14 protein-coding genes are annotated in these 14,871 nt (G+C 68.4%); 9 read left to right on the top strand and 5 right to left on the bottom strand.

Features of this window, described 5'->3' with window-relative positions; translation table 11 throughout:
- Positions 1–2: 2 nt before the first annotated feature.
- The 4 genes from ACF8NF_RS18340 to ACF8NF_RS18325 all read right to left on the bottom strand — a co-directional run bounded on the left by ACF8NF_RS18340 (position 3) and on the right by ACF8NF_RS18325 (position 5,498).
- Positions 3–1,829 (bottom strand): methyl-accepting chemotaxis protein, encoded by a 1,827-nt coding sequence (locus ACF8NF_RS18340; RefSeq protein WP_392451014.1) that lies wholly within the window; start codon positions 1,827–1,829, stop codon positions 3–5.
- Between the two features lie 500 nt (positions 1,830–2,329).
- Positions 2,330–4,099, bottom strand: a complete 1,770-nt coding sequence (locus ACF8NF_RS18335) for a methyl-accepting chemotaxis protein (protein WP_203400591.1) — start codon at positions 4,097–4,099, stop codon at positions 2,330–2,332.
- 180 nt (positions 4,100–4,279) lie between these two features.
- Positions 4,280–4,807: an inorganic diphosphatase gene (ppa, locus tag ACF8NF_RS18330; protein ID WP_013801496.1), complete on the bottom strand. Its 528-nt coding sequence runs from the start codon at positions 4,805–4,807 to the stop codon at positions 4,280–4,282.
- Between the two features lie 148 nt (positions 4,808–4,955).
- Positions 4,956–5,498, bottom strand: coding sequence for a DUF962 domain-containing protein (locus ACF8NF_RS18325; RefSeq protein ID WP_016451358.1), 543 nt, complete (start codon positions 5,496–5,498; stop codon positions 4,956–4,958).
- Positions 5,499–5,560: 62 nt separating this feature from the next.
- Here ACF8NF_RS18325 and ACF8NF_RS18320 point away from each other — a divergent pair, with 62 nt between their 5' ends.
- The 9 genes from ACF8NF_RS18320 (at position 5,561) to ACF8NF_RS18280 (ending at position 13,829) form a co-directional block, all read left to right on the top strand.
- A complete protein-coding gene (locus ACF8NF_RS18320) occupies positions 5,561–6,400 on the top strand; it encodes a Crp/Fnr family transcriptional regulator (RefSeq protein ID WP_026062890.1) in 840 nt (279 codons plus the stop codon).
- A 61-nt stretch (positions 6,401–6,461) separates the two neighbouring features.
- On the top strand, positions 6,462–7,895 hold the full coding sequence (locus ACF8NF_RS18315) for an aldehyde dehydrogenase family protein (protein WP_016447428.1): 1,434 nt from the start codon (positions 6,462–6,464) through the stop codon (positions 7,893–7,895).
- Positions 7,896–7,968: 73 nt separating this feature from the next.
- A complete protein-coding gene (locus ACF8NF_RS18310) occupies positions 7,969–8,643 on the top strand; it encodes a DUF2889 domain-containing protein (protein WP_392451013.1) in 675 nt (224 codons plus the stop codon).
- The gene (locus ACF8NF_RS18305; RefSeq protein ID WP_016447430.1) at positions 8,592–9,377 is read left to right on the top strand and encodes an SDR family oxidoreductase; all 786 of its coding nucleotides are present in this window, start codon (positions 8,592–8,594) and stop codon (positions 9,375–9,377) included. The genes ACF8NF_RS18310 and ACF8NF_RS18305 overlap by 52 nt, the downstream gene beginning before the upstream one ends.
- Positions 9,378–9,442: 65 nt before the next feature.
- Complete coding sequence (gene moaA / locus ACF8NF_RS18300) at positions 9,443–10,579, top strand: GTP 3',8-cyclase MoaA (protein ID WP_016447431.1); 1,137 nt, start codon at positions 9,443–9,445, stop codon at positions 10,577–10,579.
- A 62-nt stretch (positions 10,580–10,641) separates the two neighbouring features.
- Positions 10,642–11,337, top strand: a complete 696-nt coding sequence (gene mobA / locus ACF8NF_RS18295) for a molybdenum cofactor guanylyltransferase MobA (protein ID WP_392451012.1) — start codon at positions 10,642–10,644, stop codon at positions 11,335–11,337.
- A gap of 29 nt (positions 11,338–11,366) precedes the next feature.
- Positions 11,367–12,704 carry a gephyrin-like molybdotransferase Glp gene (glp, locus tag ACF8NF_RS18290; RefSeq protein ID WP_392451011.1) on the top strand — a complete coding sequence of 446 codons (1,338 nt, stop codon included), beginning with the start codon at positions 11,367–11,369 and terminating at the stop codon, positions 12,702–12,704.
- 14 nt (positions 12,705–12,718) lie between these two features.
- Positions 12,719–13,051 (top strand): thioredoxin family protein, encoded by a 333-nt coding sequence (locus tag ACF8NF_RS18285; RefSeq protein ID WP_016451353.1) that lies wholly within the window; start codon positions 12,719–12,721, stop codon positions 13,049–13,051.
- Between the two features lie 46 nt (positions 13,052–13,097).
- Positions 13,098–13,829 (top strand): TetR/AcrR family transcriptional regulator, encoded by a 732-nt coding sequence (locus ACF8NF_RS18280; RefSeq protein ID WP_223275354.1) that lies wholly within the window; start codon positions 13,098–13,100, stop codon positions 13,827–13,829.
- 47 nt (positions 13,830–13,876) lie between these two features.
- Here ACF8NF_RS18280 and ACF8NF_RS18275 read toward each other — a convergent pair whose 3' ends face one another.
- Positions 13,877–14,854 carry a tripartite tricarboxylate transporter substrate binding protein gene (locus ACF8NF_RS18275; RefSeq protein ID WP_026062757.1) on the bottom strand — a complete coding sequence of 326 codons (978 nt, stop codon included), beginning with the start codon at positions 14,852–14,854 and terminating at the stop codon, positions 13,877–13,879.
- Positions 14,855–14,871: the final 17 nt, after the last annotated feature.

Genomic DNA, 14,871 nt, shown 5'->3' with positions numbered 1-14,871 from the left:
GCTCAGAAGGTTTCCCAGTCGTCATCGCCCTGACCGAGCTGGCGCGGAGCCGGCTTGCCTGTTGCTGCGGGCCCAGGGCGTGGCTGGATGGGAGGCGTGGCATCGCGTTCAAGCCGGCGGGCCAGTGTCTCGCCACCCGCTGCAGCACCGCCGCCCCCCAAGGCCGCAGGCCGTGCGGGGCTGGCCGGCGGGTTCGGCCGGACAGGCTGCGCTGCGGCGCGTGGCGCGGCGCCGGCCTGCGCCACCATCCTGTTGGGCGCATGCGCATGGCTGTCCATGGCACCGCGCGGCAGCTGGAACACGGCCACGGCCTCGACCAGGTCCTGCGCCTGCTTGCGCAGCGAGGCAGCGGCGGCCGCGCTTTCCTCGACCAGGGCAGCGTTTTGCTGCGTGGTCTGGTCCATTTGCGTGACGGCTTCGCTGACCTGGGCGACGCCGGAGCTCTGCTCGGTACTGGCCGCGCTGATCTCGCCCATGATGTCGGTGACCTGGCCGATGGCAGCCACCACTTCGGTCATGGTCGTGCCTGCGCGGTCCACCAGTTGCGAGCCCTGCTCCACACGCTCCACGCTGGCCGTGATCAGCGCCTTGATTTCCTTGGCCGCCTCGGCGCTGCGCTGCGCCAGCGAGCGCACCTCGCCCGCGACCACGGCAAAGCCCCGGCCCTGCTCACCGGCACGCGCAGCCTCCACCGCGGCATTGAGCGCGAGGATGTTGGTCTGAAAGGCAATGCCGTCGATCACGCCGATGATGTCGCCGATGCGCCGGCTGCTGTCATTGATGCCCTTCATGGTTTCCACGGCCTCGGCCACCACGTCGCCGCCGCGGCGCGCAACGCTCGATGCATTGAGCGCCAGCTGATTGGCCTGGCGTGCGTTGTCGGCGTTCTGGCGCACGGTGGAGCCCAGCTCTTCCATGGATGCCGCCGTCTGCTCCAGCGCGCTGGCCTGCTCTTCCGTGCGGCTGGACAGGTCGGCATTGCCGGAGGCAATCTGCGCACTGGCCGAGGCCACGCCTTCGGCGTTCTGGCGCACGCTGCGCACGGTCTGCACCAGGCTCGATTGCATGCGCTGCAGCGCGCCCAGCAGCAGGCCGGTTTCGTCATGGCGGTCGATGTGAATGGTCCCGCCCAGATCGCCATTGGCCACGCGGTCTGCGGCATCGACCGCATGGGCCAGCGGCGTGCGGATGGAGCGCGTCAGCCACAGCCCGGCCAGCACGGCCAGCAGCACGGCGGCCAGCGCCGCCACGCTGAGGACGACGACCGAGCGCCCATAGACAGCCTCGGCATTGCGGCTTTCCTGCACGGCCGCATCGCTGTTGAGCTTGACCAGCAGATCCAGCGTGTTCGACGAATCGTTGTAGAGCTTCAGCGACTCGCCGCCCAGCACGGCCTGGGCCTTTTCCTTTTCGCCCTGGCGTGACAGCGCCAGCACCTGCTGGCTCAGTTGCTGGTAGCGCTCGCGTTCCTGGAGCAGTTGGGCGTAGAGCCTTCGCTCTTCGTCGGAAGACAGCAGCGGCTCGTAGGCCTTCTTGCGCTCGGCCAGGCGGCGCTGCAGTTGCTCCAGCTGCTTTTCCGAATCGTTCTTGTAGGCGACATCATCATTGTTGACGTGGCGCACCTCCAGCAAGCGGGTACGCACGACATCGGTGCCTATCTGGTTGATCACTTCCACGCTGGGCATGGCATTGCCGGTGATGACTTCCATGCTGGTGCGCATGGAGCGCAGTTGCACCAGGGCCGCGGCCACCACGGCCAGCAGCAGCAGCACCAGCAGGCCGAAGGTGCCCAGCATGCGCGTTGAAATCTTGAGGTTTTTCACATTCATCTCTCTTGTAGAGGTCCCGTCATCTTGTTGCGTCTTGCTCTGTCTCGCGCCATGGGCAGGCTATCAGCCAGGCCCGGCGCGAACCTTGCAGAAACAGCCCAGCCGCACCGGCCGATGGCAGCTGGCAGGCAAGGCTTGGGGAGGGGGAGGACGGGACCCCGCGGGAGCGCGGTCTGCTGGATGGCCGATGGCCGCCAGGCCAGGCGGCCATGAGAACAAGGTAATCATGGGATATCCCTTCGTTCCGAGCGAACGAGGCCAGGAGCGGCCGTTCCTCAATCTGTAAGAATAGGACTACATCTATTTACATTCTGCCAGTATCCAAGCATTGTTCAGGACAAGTTCAGGTACTTGCAGTAGGCAGAAACCTTCACTGGAGGATTTGCGCCACAGCCTCCTGCCACCCGGCGTGCGCAAGCTCAACGCAGCACGCAAAAAGAAAGCGGCCCCATGCAGGGCATGGGGCCGCCAGAGGATGGGGCACAGCTGCGGGCAAGGCCTCAGAACGCGGCCCACTCCTCGTCGTCGGCGGTCGCGGTCCTGCTGACCTGGGCTGGCGTGGCAGTTTTCGCTGGCCGGGCTGCGATGGGCGCCAGGACCGGCGGTGATGCCAAAGGGGCGGCCGCCGTTGCGCGCGGCACCGCCACGGCCGCCTTGGCGGTCTCAGCCACCTCGGGGACCGCTGTCGAGTCTCCCGGCGCCGTGCGAAACACCGATACCGATGCCACCATGGCCCGCGCCTGCTGCTGCAGCGACTGGGCAGCGGCCGCACTTTGCTCGACCAGGGCGGCGTTCTGCTGGGTGGCCTGGTCCATTTGCGTGATGGCATCGCCCACCTGGGCCACGCCCGCGCTCTGCTCGCTGCTGGCGGCGCTGATCTCGCCCATGATGTCGGTCACGCGCCGGATGGCGGCGACGATTTCGGACATGGTCTCGCCGGCCTTGTCCACCAGCTGCGTGCCCTGCTCCACACGCTGCTCGCTGGCCTGGATCAAGGCCTTGATCTCCTTGGCCGCCTCGGCACTGCGCTGGGCCAGCGTGCGCACCTCGCCGGCCACCACGGCAAAGCCCCGGCCCTGCTCGCCAGCGCGGGCCGCCTCCACGGCGGCGTTCAGCGCCAGGATATTGGTCTGGAAGGCAATGCCGTCGATCACGCCGATGATGTCGGCGATCTGGCGGCTGCTGTCGTTGATGCCCTTCATGGTGTCCACCACCTGGGCCACAACCTCGCCGCCACGCGCGGCAATGCCCGAGGCGGAGGCAGCCATCTGGTTGGCCTGGCGCGCGTTGTCCGCGTTCTGGCGCACGGTGGCGCCCAGCTGCTCCATGGAGGCTGCGGTTTCTTCCAGAGCACTGGCCTGGCTTTCGGTGCGCGCCGACAGGTCCGCATTGCCCTGGGCGATCTCGCCAGCGGCCAGCGCCACGCCGTGCGCATTGCCGCGCACATCGCCCACCAGCTCGGCGAGCTTGCGGCGCATGTCCTCCTGTGCGTTGATGAGCTGGCCCATTTCATCCCGGCGCCGGCTGGTGACCGGCTTTTCCAGATGGCCGGCCGCCACATTGCGCGCCACGGCCACGGCCTGGGCCACCGGGCCGGTGACCGCACGCGTGATGGCCCAGCCCACCAGGGCCGCAATCGCCACCACCGCGGCCAGCGTGCCCAGCACCCAGATGCGGGCCAGGTCAAAGCCTGCCTGCGCCTGCTGCCGCGCCTGCTCGCCCGCCTCGCGCTGCAGGGTCAGCAGGCGGCCGGCGCTTTCGGCCAGCTTGCCGAACTGCGCCTCGGACTCGCCGGCGAACATCAACCCCATCTCGTCGGCCATGAAGGCCTGCTCCTCGGTGGTGGAATAGTTGCCGGCGCGCGCACGCTCCAGCAATCGCGCATGCATGGCCAGGAACTGTTGCTTGAAGCCGAGGTAGTCGTCGAAGGCCGCGCGCAAGGCCTGCTGGTCGATCAGCGAACGCAGGGCCGTCTCATGCTCGCCAATGGTCTGCAGCCGGTCCTGCACCTGCTTGGCAAAGCCATCGACCTCGGCCAGGCTGCGCGCGGAGGCAATGCCGGCCTCGTGGCGGCGCAGGCGGTTGTATTCGGATCGCATGGCGCCCGCATGGAACATGCTGGGCAGGGCCACATCCGACAAATGCAATGCGTTGCGGTGCATCTGCGCCAGTTGCAACCAGGCTACCGCCCCCAGAACCGCCGAGAACAGGACCATGATGAGGAATCCCATGCCCAGCTTCGTGCCCATGCGCCAATCTGCCACCTTCATTTGCTCGCTCCCGGGCCGATGTCCCCATCAGCGCCTGATTGATCTGTCCAAACCCTGATCCATGACAAAACAAAAAACGCACCCGGCGCCTAGGCACTGGGTGCGTTTCAAATTGTATCAACTGCGAAGCGGGCATTTACCTCAGCGCAGTTGAGACTCCCTCGACGGGAGTGAAAGGGATCAGCCCTTGTAGTTGGCGATGCCGTCCACGACTTCCTTCTTGGCCTCGTCCACGCCCTTCCAGCCCAGAACCTTGACCCACTTGCCCTTTTCCAGGTCCTTGTAGTGCTCGAAGAAATGCTGGATCTGCTTGAGGGTGATCTCGTGGATGTCTTCCAGCGTGTTGATCTTGTCGTAGGCGGGCAGCAGCTTTTGCGTGGGCACGGCCAGGACCTTGCCATCCACGCCGGACTCGTCTTCCATGAGCAGGATGCCGATGGGGCGGCAGGCCACGACCACGCCCGGGGGCAGCGGGAAGGGCGTCATCACCAGCACGTCCACCGGATCGCCGTCGCCGGACAGCGTCTGGGGCACATAGCCGTAGTTGGCCGGGTAGTGCATGGCCGTGCCCATGAAGCGGTCCACGAAGACGGCGCCGCTTTCCTTGTCCACTTCGTACTTGATGGGATCGGAGTTGGCCGAGATCTCGATCACGACGTTGAAGGATTCAGGAGCGTTCTTGCCCGGTGTGACTTTGTCGAAAGACATGATGGATGAGGAGAGTTGAAACAAAAAAGCCCCCGCAGGGGGATAGCAGCGTGATTTTAGGCGCAGGCACACGCCCCCACGGATGGCTCCGCAGGAACGCCCGCCATGCTAAGGGCGCAAGCCTGCGCCAAGCTTGCAGCGCCCGGTCTCAGGCGTGTGCCCCGCCCGCGCGCCGGCGCACGGGGCCGCTGCGCTGCTCCACCGCATGCTGCACTTCGCGGCGCAGGCCCAGTGCAAAGCCCAGCTCGGCCAGCACGAACAGGGGTCCGATGACCAGGCCCAGGATGTCGTCCAGGAAGGCTGGCTTGCGGCCCTCGTAGTAGTGGCCCACGAACTGGATCACCCAGCCCACGGCAAAGATGCCCAGCCCCCATCCCAGCCAAGCCCCCAACGGCAGCATGGCGATGGGCTGTGCCAAGGCCAGCATCAGGGCAAGCACCACAGCCATGGCAATGCCGTAGCGCAGGTCCAGCAAACAGTAGTAGATGCCTGCCGCCAGCGCCGCCAGCAAGGCCAGGCTCAGCGGCAGGGCAGGCAGGCCGTCGCCCAATGGCATCGCCCATTGCAGACGTGCCAGCAGGATCACCACGGCCCACATGATCAGCGGCACGCCAAAGAAGTGCGTGAGGATGTTGCGTGGATCACGGTGATAGTCCGCGTACTGGGACAGTTGGTCGATGAGGGTTTTCATAGGCTGCACCGGCAGTGGATGTTGCGCAACCATGGTGGTGTCATCAAGGATTGGCGTCTGTCATGAATCCGACACAAGCCTCATCGCACACCTCGGGCTTACCCGCACCGGCAGCTCCGGCAGCCACGGCAACTGCCGCCGCCACGCGCGGCGTACGGCGCCGCGCAGTGGCCGGTCCGCCGGGCATGGCCGATCTCTGGGCCACCGTCGAGGCAGGCCGCTGGTTCCACGCCCTGCCGCCAGAGCTGGCCGCGCAGCTCAAGGCACTGGCCCAGCCCCGCACGCTGGCCGCAGGCGACTGGCTGTTTCGCCGGGGCGACCCGCCCTGCGGCCTGTACGCGGTGGCGCGTGGCGCCCTCAGCATCTCGGGCACGGCCGCCTGCGGCGAGCAGGCCCGCACGGCGCTGCTGGCCCTGGTGGAGCCGCCGATGTGGCTGGGAGAGATTGCCCTGTTCGATGGCGCACAACGCACGCACGATGCCCAGGCCGCCACGGCCTGCATCGTGCTTCACGTGCCCCAGGCACCGCTGATGGAGTGGCTGGCCGCCCACCCCGGACACTGGCAAGCGCTGGCGTTGCTGCTGACGGACAAGCTGCGCGTGTGCCTGGTGGCGCTGGAAGAGCACACGCTGCTGCCGGCCCCCCAGCGCCTGGCGCGGCGCCTGGTGCGCATGGCCGAAGGCTTTGACCAGTGGCAGCCCGACGGCCAGGGCCGCCAGCGCTGGCGGCGCGAGCTGGATGTGTCCCAGGAGCAGCTGGCGCGCATGCTGGGCCTGTCACGCCAGACCACCAACCAGATCCTGCAGGAGCTGCAACTGGCCGGCTGCCTGCAGTTGCGGCGCGGCAAGATGGAGGTGCTGGACCGCCAAGGCCTGCGCGACGCGGGCTGGCCTGCGCAGTAAGCAGGCGCGCTGCAACGCCCGGGACTGGACAAGCGTCCCGGGCGCCCCACAATCGGGCTCCATGCAATACCACCACATCGGCAATGCGTCCGTGCCCACGGAATCGGGACGCACGATCCCCGTGCTGGACCCGTCGGACGGGCAGGCTTTCGACGAGCTCCAACGCGGCTCGCCCCAGGACATCGACCTGGCCGTGCGCTCTGCGCGCGAATGCCAGGACAGCGTCTGGAGCAAGCTCTCGGCCGCCGAACGCGGGCGCCTGCTGATGCGCCTGTCGGGCAGCGTGCTGCAGCATGCCGATGAACTCACGGCCATCGAGCAGCGCGACTGCGGCAAGCCCACGCGCCAGGCCCGCGCCGATGCGCTGGCGCTGGCGCGCTACTTCGAGTTCTATGCAGGCGCCTGCGACAAGCTGCACGGCGAGACCCTGCCCTATCAGCAAGGCTACAGCGCCCTGACCTGGCGCGAGCCCCACGGAGTGACCGGCCATATCGTCCCCTGGAACTACCCCATGCAAATCCTGGGCCGCAGCGTGGGCGCGGCGCTGGCCGCGGGCAATACCTGCGTGGTCAAGCCCTCGGAAGACGCCTGCCTGTCCGTGCTGCGCGTGGCGCGGCTGGCCACCGAGGTCGGCTTTCCGGCAGGCGCCTTCAATGTGGTCACCGGCCTGGGGCACGAGGTGGGCGAGGCCCTGGCGCGCCATCCAGGAGTGGACCACCTGAGCTTCACGGGCAGCCCCGGCGTGGGCACGCTGATCCAGCAGGCTGCGGCCGAACGGCACTGCCCCGTCACGCTGGAGCTGGGCGGCAAGAGTCCGCAGATCGTGTTCGCGGATGCGGACCTGGACGCCGCCGTGCCCGCCATCGTCAACGCCATCGTGCAGAACGCCGGCCAGACCTGCTCGGCAGGCTCGCGCGTGCTGATCGACTCGCTGATCTACGAGCCGCTGCTCGAACGCCTGGGCCAGGCCTTCGAGGCGCTGCGCGTGGGTCCGGCCGCCATGGACCTGGACCTGGGTCCGCTGATCCGCGCCAGCCAGCAGCAGCGTGTCTGGGATTTCCTGTCCGACGCCCAGGTGGCAGGCATTGCCGTGGTGGCGCAGGGCCAGATCGTGGAGCATGCGCCCGACAGCGGCTTCTACCAGGCGCCCACCCTGCTGCGCGACGTGCCACCCGAGCACCGGCTGGCGCAGGAAGAGATCTTCGGCCCCGTGCTCTGCGCCATGCCCTTCCATGACGAGGACCATGCCGTGCAACTGGCCAACGGCACGGCCTACGGCCTGGTGGCCGGCCTGTGGACCCGTGACGGCGCGCGTCAGCTGCGCCTGGCGCGGCGCCTGCGCTGCGGCCAGGTCTTCGTCAACAACTACGGGGCGGGTGGCGGCGTGGAGCTGCCCTTCGGCGGCGTCAAGTCCAGCGGCCATGGCCGCGAAAAGGGCTTCGAGGCGCTCTATGGCTTCACCACGCTGAAGACCGTCGCCATACGGCATGGCTGATCTTTGCGCATGACGGAAAATCGCAAGGTGCCCGGCGCCAGCCGACCGCACGCGACAGAAAGAAGAATTCCCCATGCCCTTGTCTCCCGTTCCCGACCGCACGCCCCAGCATGAACGCGACGTGCGCTACCGCAGCTACGCCCGCGCCGATGGCCTCTGGGACATCGAAGGCGAGCTGCGCGACAGCAAGACCCATGACATCGAACTGAGCGGCGGCCGCCACATGCCGGCCGGCACGGCCATACACCACATGTGGATACGCACCACGGTCGATGCCCGCCTGGCGGTGCAGGCCATCGAGGTCGTCATGGACTCCCATCCGCTGGGCCACTGCCCCGAGGCCACGCGGGCCCTGCAGAAAATGGTCGGCTGCAGCATGGCGCGCGGATGGCGCAAAGCCATCAACGAGAACCTGGGCGGCGTGGCCAGCTGCACGCATCTGCGCGAGCTGCTGTTCAACATGGCCACGGCCGCCTTCCAGTCCGTGCCCGGCGTCTTTGGCGATGCCGACCCCAACCAGCCGCCACGCCACCTGGGCCAATGCCTGGGCTGGGACTTCAATGGCCCCGGCGTGGCGCGCTACTACCCGCAGTTCGTGGGCTGGCAGCCTGGCACAGACGGCGTGGCCCCGACCCCGGCGACCACAGCAACCACCGAAACCCAGGGGCCTGACCCCCGACCGAGGAGCAAAGCCCGATGCGTGTCCAGGACAAATCCATCATCGTCACAGGCGCCGGCAGCGGCATAGGAGCCGGCATCGCCATGCGGCTGGCCGCCGAAGGCGCGCATATCGTCGTCAACGACATCGACCGCGAGGCCGGCACGCGCGTGGCACAGGCCATCAACGCCGTGGGCGGCCGCGCGCTCTATGTGCAGGCGGACATGACGCAGGGCGAACAGGTCAAGGCCCTGGTGGCCGCCACGCTGCAGGCCCACGGCCGGCTCGATGTCTTCGTCAACAACGCAGGCTGGACGCACCGCAACCGTCCCATGCTCGAAGTCAGCGAGGCCGAGTTCGACCGGGTCTATGCCATCAACGTCAAGAGCATTTATCTCTCGGCCATCCACGGCGTGCCGGCCATGCGCGCCAATCCGCCGATGGCCGATGGCCGCCCCGGCGGCGGCAGCTTCATCAACATCGCCTCCACGGCAGGCCTGCGCCCGCGCCCGGGGCTGACCTGGTACAACGGCTCCAAGGGCGCCGTCATCGTGACCAGCAAGTCCATGGCCGCGGAACTGGGCCCGGAGAACATCCGCGTCAACTGCATCAACCCCGTCTTCAACCCCGACACAGGCCTGGCCGCCGAGTTTGCCGGCGGCCCCGTGGACGAGGAGCGCCGCGCGCGCTTTCGCGCGACGATTCCGCTGGGCCGCTTTTCCACGGCGCTGGACGTGGCCAATGCCGCGCTGTATCTGGCCAGCGACGAGGCGGCCTTCATCAGCGGCACCTGCATCGAGGTGGACGGAGCGCGCTGCGTCTAGACGCAGATCAAGATCTGCAGGCTTGCGCAGAGCCTGGACATAGGCATTCGGGCAAAATCGCGGGCATGGCAGAACGAGTGATCCCCCTGGTCGACGAGCGCGCCCCGACTCGCCCGGCCACCGTGCCAAGACTGCTGCAGGCGCCCACCGGCGATCTGCGTGACAGGCTTGGCCGGCCGCTGCGCGACCTGCGCATCAGCATCACCGACCGCTGCAACTTCCGCTGCAGCTACTGCATGCCCAAGGAAGTCTTCGACAAGAACTACCGCTACCTGCCGCACGGCTCGCTGCTGAGCTTCGAGGAGATCACGCGCACGGCCCGCCTGTTCGTGCAGCATGGCGTGCGCAAGATCCGCCTGACCGGCGGCGAGCCGCTGCTGCGCAAGAACGTGGAAACGCTGGTGGAGCAGCTGTCTGCCCTGCGCACGCCCGACGGCCATCCGCTGGACCTGACGCTGACCACCAACGGCTCGCTGCTGGCGCGCAAGGCCCGGGCGCTCAAGGCGGCCGGCCTGAACCGCGTCACCGTCAGCCTGGACGGGCTGGACGACGCGGTGTTCCGCAGCATGAACGACGTGGACTTCCCGGTCTCCGACGTGCTGGCCGGCATCGAGGCGGCCCAGGCGGCAGGCCTGGGCAACATCAAGGTCAACATGGTGGTCAAGCGCGGCACCAACGAGGACCAGATCCTGCCCATGGCGCGCCACTTCCAGGGCACGGGCGTGACCTTGCGCTTCATCGAATACATGGACGTGGGCGCGACCAACGGCTGGCGCATGAACGAGGTCCTGCCCTCCGACGAAGTCATCGCCCGGCTGCGCGCCGAGCTGCCCCTGGTGCCGCTGCAGGCCAGCAGCCTGGGCGAGACCGCCGTGCGCTGGGGATATGCCGATGCGCAGGGCCTGCACGATCCCTCGCTGGGCGAGGTCGGCGTGATCAGCAGCGTCACCCACGCCTTTTGCGGCGACTGCAACCGTGCGCGCCTGTCCACCGAGGGCCGGCTGTACCTGTGCCTGTTCGCCTCCGAAGGCTGGGACCTGCGCAGCCTGCTGCGCAGCGGCGCCAGCGACGAGGAAGTGGCAGCCGCGCTGGCCCCCATCTGGCAGCAGCGCACCGACCGCTATTCCGAACTGCGCGCCAGCCTGCCGTCCAGCACGGACACGCAGCGCAGGCGCATAGAGATGAGCTACATCGGCGGCTGAGCCCGCGCGTCGCGCGCGGCTCCCTTTCCCCTTCCCCTCGGTTTCTCCATCACAAGCCACACATGCCCGTTTCCTCCCTGCCCGACACCCTGCCCTTGAGCGACATCACGGGCTGCGTGCTGGCAGGCGGGCGCGGCATGCGCATGGGCGGCATCGACAAGGGCCTGCAGCCCTTTCTGGGCCAGCCGCTGGCAGCCCATGCGCTGGACCGCCTTGCGCCCCAGGTCGGGCATCTGATGCTCAACGCCAATCGCCATGCCGAGGCCTATGCGCAACTGGGCGCCCTCTATGGCGCCCCGGTCTGGCCCGATGCCGAACCCGACTACCCCGGCCCGCTGGCCGGCTTTCTGAGCGGCCTCACCCATTGCCAGACACCCTGGCTGGTCTGCGTGCCCTGCGACACGCCGCTGTTCCCCCTGGACCTTGTACAGCGGCTCGCGCAGGCTGCGCTGGCGCAGCAGCCTGCGGCCGACATCGTCGTCGCCCATGGCTGGGAACGCTCGCTTGATACAGATCAATCCAGGCTGCGTGCCCAGCCCGTGTTCTGCCTGATGCGGTCATCGCTGCGTGATAGCCTGCAGTCCTTCATACGTTCGGGCGGCCGCAAGATCGATGCCTGGACGGGCCAGCACCGCTGCGCCACCGCCCTCTTCGATCGCGCGGACGACAGCCCGCTGGCCTTTGCCAACGCCAACACGCAGCAGGAGCTGCAGGCCCTGGCGCAGGCCGCGGCCTGTGTGCCCGTGACGCCGCCGTGACCGGCCTTGCCCCACCGGATTCCGTTCTGATGACCGCCACCTTCCAGCCCGCCTCCGCCCCCATCGCCTCCGCCCAGGACCTGAGCGTTGATCAGGCACTGTCCCAGCTGGCCAGCCTGCTGCAGCCCCTGGGCCCGGTGGCGGATGTGGAAACACTGGCGCTGGCCGACGCGCTGGACCGCATGCTGGCCGAAGACATCGTCTCCCCCATCGACGTGCCCGCACATGACAACGCCGCCATGGATGGCTATGCCTTCGACGGCAACCAGCTGCAGGCCGGCGCCCCGCTGGTGCTGCGCGTGGTCGGCCAGGCCCTGGCCGGCAAGCCCTGGCATGGCACGGTGCGGGCGGGCGAGTGCATCAAGATCATGACGGGCGCCGTGCTGCCGCCCGGTCTGGACACGGTGATCGCGCACGAACGCACCGAGCCCGCCGATGCGGCCTCGCCCGACCATGTACGCATCCCCGCCGGCAGCGTGCGCACCGGAGACAACCGCCGCAGGCGCGGCGAGGATCTGAGCCAGGGCTGCGTGGCGCTGGCGGCGGGCCAGCGCCTGCATCCGGCAGCCCTGGGCCTGATCGCCAGCCTGGGCCAGTCTCAGGTGCATGTTCGCAGGCGGCTGCGCGTGGCCTATTTCTCCACGGGCGATGAAATCCTGCACCCCGGCACGGCGCTGCGCGAAGGGGCGGTCTACGACAGCAACCGCTTCAGCCTCATCGGCCTGCTGCAGCGCATGGGCGTCAAGGTGCTGGACCTGGGCGTGGTGGCCGACCAGCCCGAAGCCTTGCAGGAGCGCCTGCGCGAAGCCGCCTCCCTGGCCGACGTGGTGCTGACCAGCGGCGGCATCAGCGCGGGCGAGGCCGACCATACGCGCGCCATGCTGCAACGCATGGGCAGCGTTCATTTCTGGCGCTTGGCCATGCGGCCCGGCCGGCCGCTGGCCGTGGGCCTGTTGCAGCCCGATGCAGGCACGCCATTTGCCGCCAGCCGGCCACCGGCACGCACCACGGTACTGATCGGCCTGCCCGGCAATCCCGTGGCTGCCATGGTGAGCTTTCTGGTCTTTGTACGGCCGGCGCTGCTGCAGCTCATGGGCGCCGCCGCCGTGGACGGTGAACCGGCCGCCCTGCCCCAGGCTGTGGCTGCGCAGGCCCTGTTCAAGCGGCCAGGCCGCACCGAGTACCAGCGCGGCATTCTGTCCAAGGGCGCCGATGGCCGCTGCATGGTGCGCACCACGGGGCCGCAGGGCTCGGGCGTACTCAGTTCCATGGCCGGGGCCGACTGCCTCATCGTGCTCGAACATGAGCGCGCTGCCGTGCAAGCCGGCGAAACCGTGTCCATCCTGCCGCTGCAGGCCTTTCCCTGACAGGAGATTGCCCCATGCCCTTCCAGTCCAAGCACCTGACCGACGCCCCCGATCGCAGCACCGTCGAAGCGCTGCCCGGCGCTACCTTGCTGGAGTTCGGCACCGCCTGGTGCGGCCACTGCCAGCGCGCGCAACCGCTGATTGCCCAGGCGCTGGATGCCGCCCCGCAGGTGGCCCACATCAAGGTGGAAGACGGCCCCGGCAGGGCCCTGGGACGCAGCTACCGCGTCAAGCTCTGGCCCACCCTGGTCTTTCTGCGTGACGGGCAGGAGGTGCAAAGGCTGGTGCGGCCCCAGCAGGCCCGCGAGATCGAGGACGCGCTGGCCCGCATCACCGCCCAGCCCTGACACTTGCGGCGCAGCCGCTGCCTGTGTATCGCCGACAATGGCCCGCATGCCGTCCCAAAAGAAGCCTGCCGATTCCGCGCCCAAGAAGCCCCGCCGCAACAGCGGCCGCCCGCTGGCTGACGATGCCGTCGGCCGGGACATCATCCTGCAGACCACGGTCAACCTGCTCAAGACCCGCACGCCGGAGCAACTGAGCATTCTGGAAATCGCGGCGGCGGCCGGCGTCACGCGGGCGCTGGTGCGCTACTACTTCAGCAGCCTCAAGGGACTGCTGCAGGAAGTGACGGAGTCCCTGATGCGCGAGTTGCAAAACCGCATGGAAGTGGCGCTCAGGACGCAGGGCACGGTGGAAGAGCGCGTCTACCAGCGCCTGCTGCTGCGGCTGGATTTCATGCGCGAGCACCCGCAGTTCGAGCGGCTGGCGCTGTCCGAGATCTACCACTATGAAAGCGAAGAAGAGCCTCCGCCCTCGGGCACGCCGCTGCAGCGCATCACGCGGCGCGGGCTGGAGCTGACCTCGACCATGCTGATGGACGGAGCGCAGGCCAGCCACCCGGCACAGGTGGACCCGCGCTTCATCCACCTGGCCATCCTCAGCATTTCGGCCTTCCTGCCCACGGCACGGCCGCTGCTGGCCGAACTGTTCGGGGAAGGGCCGCAGGCAGACCAGCAGGTCGAGCACTATCTGCGCTTCATGTCCCACCTGCTGGCCGAGCGCATCAGGCAGGATGCGCCGGCGCAAGACCACCCACCACACCCGGGCCACCACCCGGATTGACTTGCGCCGGCGCCCGCTGCTCCCTCCTTTCGTCCGGTGCGCCGCCCTCAGTCGGACTGTATGCCCAGCTCCTTGACCAGCCGCCCGAAGCGCTCGAAGTCGCTGGCATTGGTCTTGCCCAGGCGCTGCGGCGGGCCGCCCACAGGGACGGTTCCCAGCGTGGCCATGCGTGCCACCACGTCGGGCATCTTGAGGACCTCGTTCAGGTGCGTATTCAGCAGCCTGACCACGTCGGCAGGCATGTTCCTGGGGCCGAACAGGCCATACCAGGCCGTCAGCTCCACGTCCTTGTAGCCCAGCTCGGCCAGCGTGGGCACGTCAGGCGCCAGCGGCGAGCGCTGGGCGTCGGCCACGGCCAGCGCCACGAGCTTGCCGCCGGGCAGGTAGGGCGCGATGGAGCCCAGCGTGCTGTAGGTGAAGGGCACATGGCCGCCCACCACGTCCGTGACCGCAGGCGCCACCCCCTTGTAGGGGATGGACTCGAAGCGGGCGCCCGTGGCGCGCCGGACCATCTCGCCCAGAAAGTGCATGGGCGAGCCATTGCCCGGGGTGGCGTAGCCCAGCGAACGGCCCTGGCTCGCGGATACGGCCTCCTTGAGCGTGCGCACGCCCGCGCCGGGTCCGGCGACAAGGAACAGCGATGTGGAGCCGACCTCGATCACGGGCGTGAATCCGTTGAGCACGTCATATCCGTGGCCTGCGCCCAGCTTGAGCACCAGCTGGGCCATGGCAAAGGTATTGGGCGCCAGCAGCAGCGTATAGCCATCGGCCGGCGCCTTGGCCACATAGCTGCTGCCGATGGTGCCGCTGGCGCCTGCGCGGTTGTCCACAAGCACCGACTGTCCGATGCGGGCCGACAGCTTCTCGCCCAGCAGGCGCGCCAGCGCATCGGTGTCACCGCCTGCGGGATAGGCCACGACGATGGTGACGGGCTTGTGGGGATAGGCCTGCGCCTGGGCAGGACCGGCCAGCAGGGCCATGGCCAGGGCCATGCCTAGGGCAAGCGTTTTGCGTTTCGCTTTCATGGGGTGGGCTTTCATCG

This window comes from Delftia sp. WSY_22, from assembly GCF_043104185.1.
Taxonomy (GTDB): Bacteria; Pseudomonadota; Gammaproteobacteria; order Burkholderiales; family Burkholderiaceae_C; genus Comamonas; species Comamonas tsuruhatensis.
Note: the sequence above shows the minus strand (reverse complement) of the source record. Positions and strands in the feature narration are given on the sequence as shown.

What these genes read in the sequence shown, in the direction of transcription:
- ACF8NF_RS18340 (WP_392451014.1), bottom strand. Translation starts at nt 1,829, where the DNA reads ATGAATGTGAAAAACCTCAAGATTTCAACGCGCATGCTGGGCACCTTC.
- ACF8NF_RS18335 (WP_203400591.1), bottom strand. Translation starts at nt 4,099, where the DNA reads ATGAAGGTGGCAGATTGGCGCATGGGCACGAAGCTGGGCATGGGATTC.
- ppa (WP_013801496.1), bottom strand. Translation starts at nt 4,807, where the DNA reads ATGTCTTTCGACAAAGTCACACCGGGCAAGAACGCTCCTGAATCCTTC.
- ACF8NF_RS18325 (WP_016451358.1), bottom strand. Translation starts at nt 5,498, where the DNA reads ATGAAAACCCTCATCGACCAACTGTCCCAGTACGCGGACTATCACCGT.
- ACF8NF_RS18320 (WP_026062890.1), top strand. Translation starts at nt 5,561, where the DNA reads ATGAATCCGACACAAGCCTCATCGCACACCTCGGGCTTACCCGCACCG.
- ACF8NF_RS18315 (WP_016447428.1), top strand. Translation starts at nt 6,462, where the DNA reads ATGCAATACCACCACATCGGCAATGCGTCCGTGCCCACGGAATCGGGA.
- ACF8NF_RS18310 (WP_392451013.1), top strand. Translation starts at nt 7,969, where the DNA reads ATGCCCTTGTCTCCCGTTCCCGACCGCACGCCCCAGCATGAACGCGAC.
- ACF8NF_RS18305 (WP_016447430.1), top strand. Translation starts at nt 8,592, where the DNA reads ATGCGTGTCCAGGACAAATCCATCATCGTCACAGGCGCCGGCAGCGGC.
- moaA (WP_016447431.1), top strand. Translation starts at nt 9,443, where the DNA reads ATGGCAGAACGAGTGATCCCCCTGGTCGACGAGCGCGCCCCGACTCGC.
- mobA (WP_392451012.1), top strand. Translation starts at nt 10,642, where the DNA reads ATGCCCGTTTCCTCCCTGCCCGACACCCTGCCCTTGAGCGACATCACG.
- glp (WP_392451011.1), top strand. Translation starts at nt 11,367, where the DNA reads ATGACCGCCACCTTCCAGCCCGCCTCCGCCCCCATCGCCTCCGCCCAG.
- ACF8NF_RS18285 (WP_016451353.1), top strand. Translation starts at nt 12,719, where the DNA reads ATGCCCTTCCAGTCCAAGCACCTGACCGACGCCCCCGATCGCAGCACC.
- ACF8NF_RS18280 (WP_223275354.1), top strand. Translation starts at nt 13,098, where the DNA reads ATGCCGTCCCAAAAGAAGCCTGCCGATTCCGCGCCCAAGAAGCCCCGC.
- ACF8NF_RS18275 (WP_026062757.1), bottom strand. Translation starts at nt 14,854, where the DNA reads ATGAAAGCGAAACGCAAAACGCTTGCCCTAGGCATGGCCCTGGCCATG.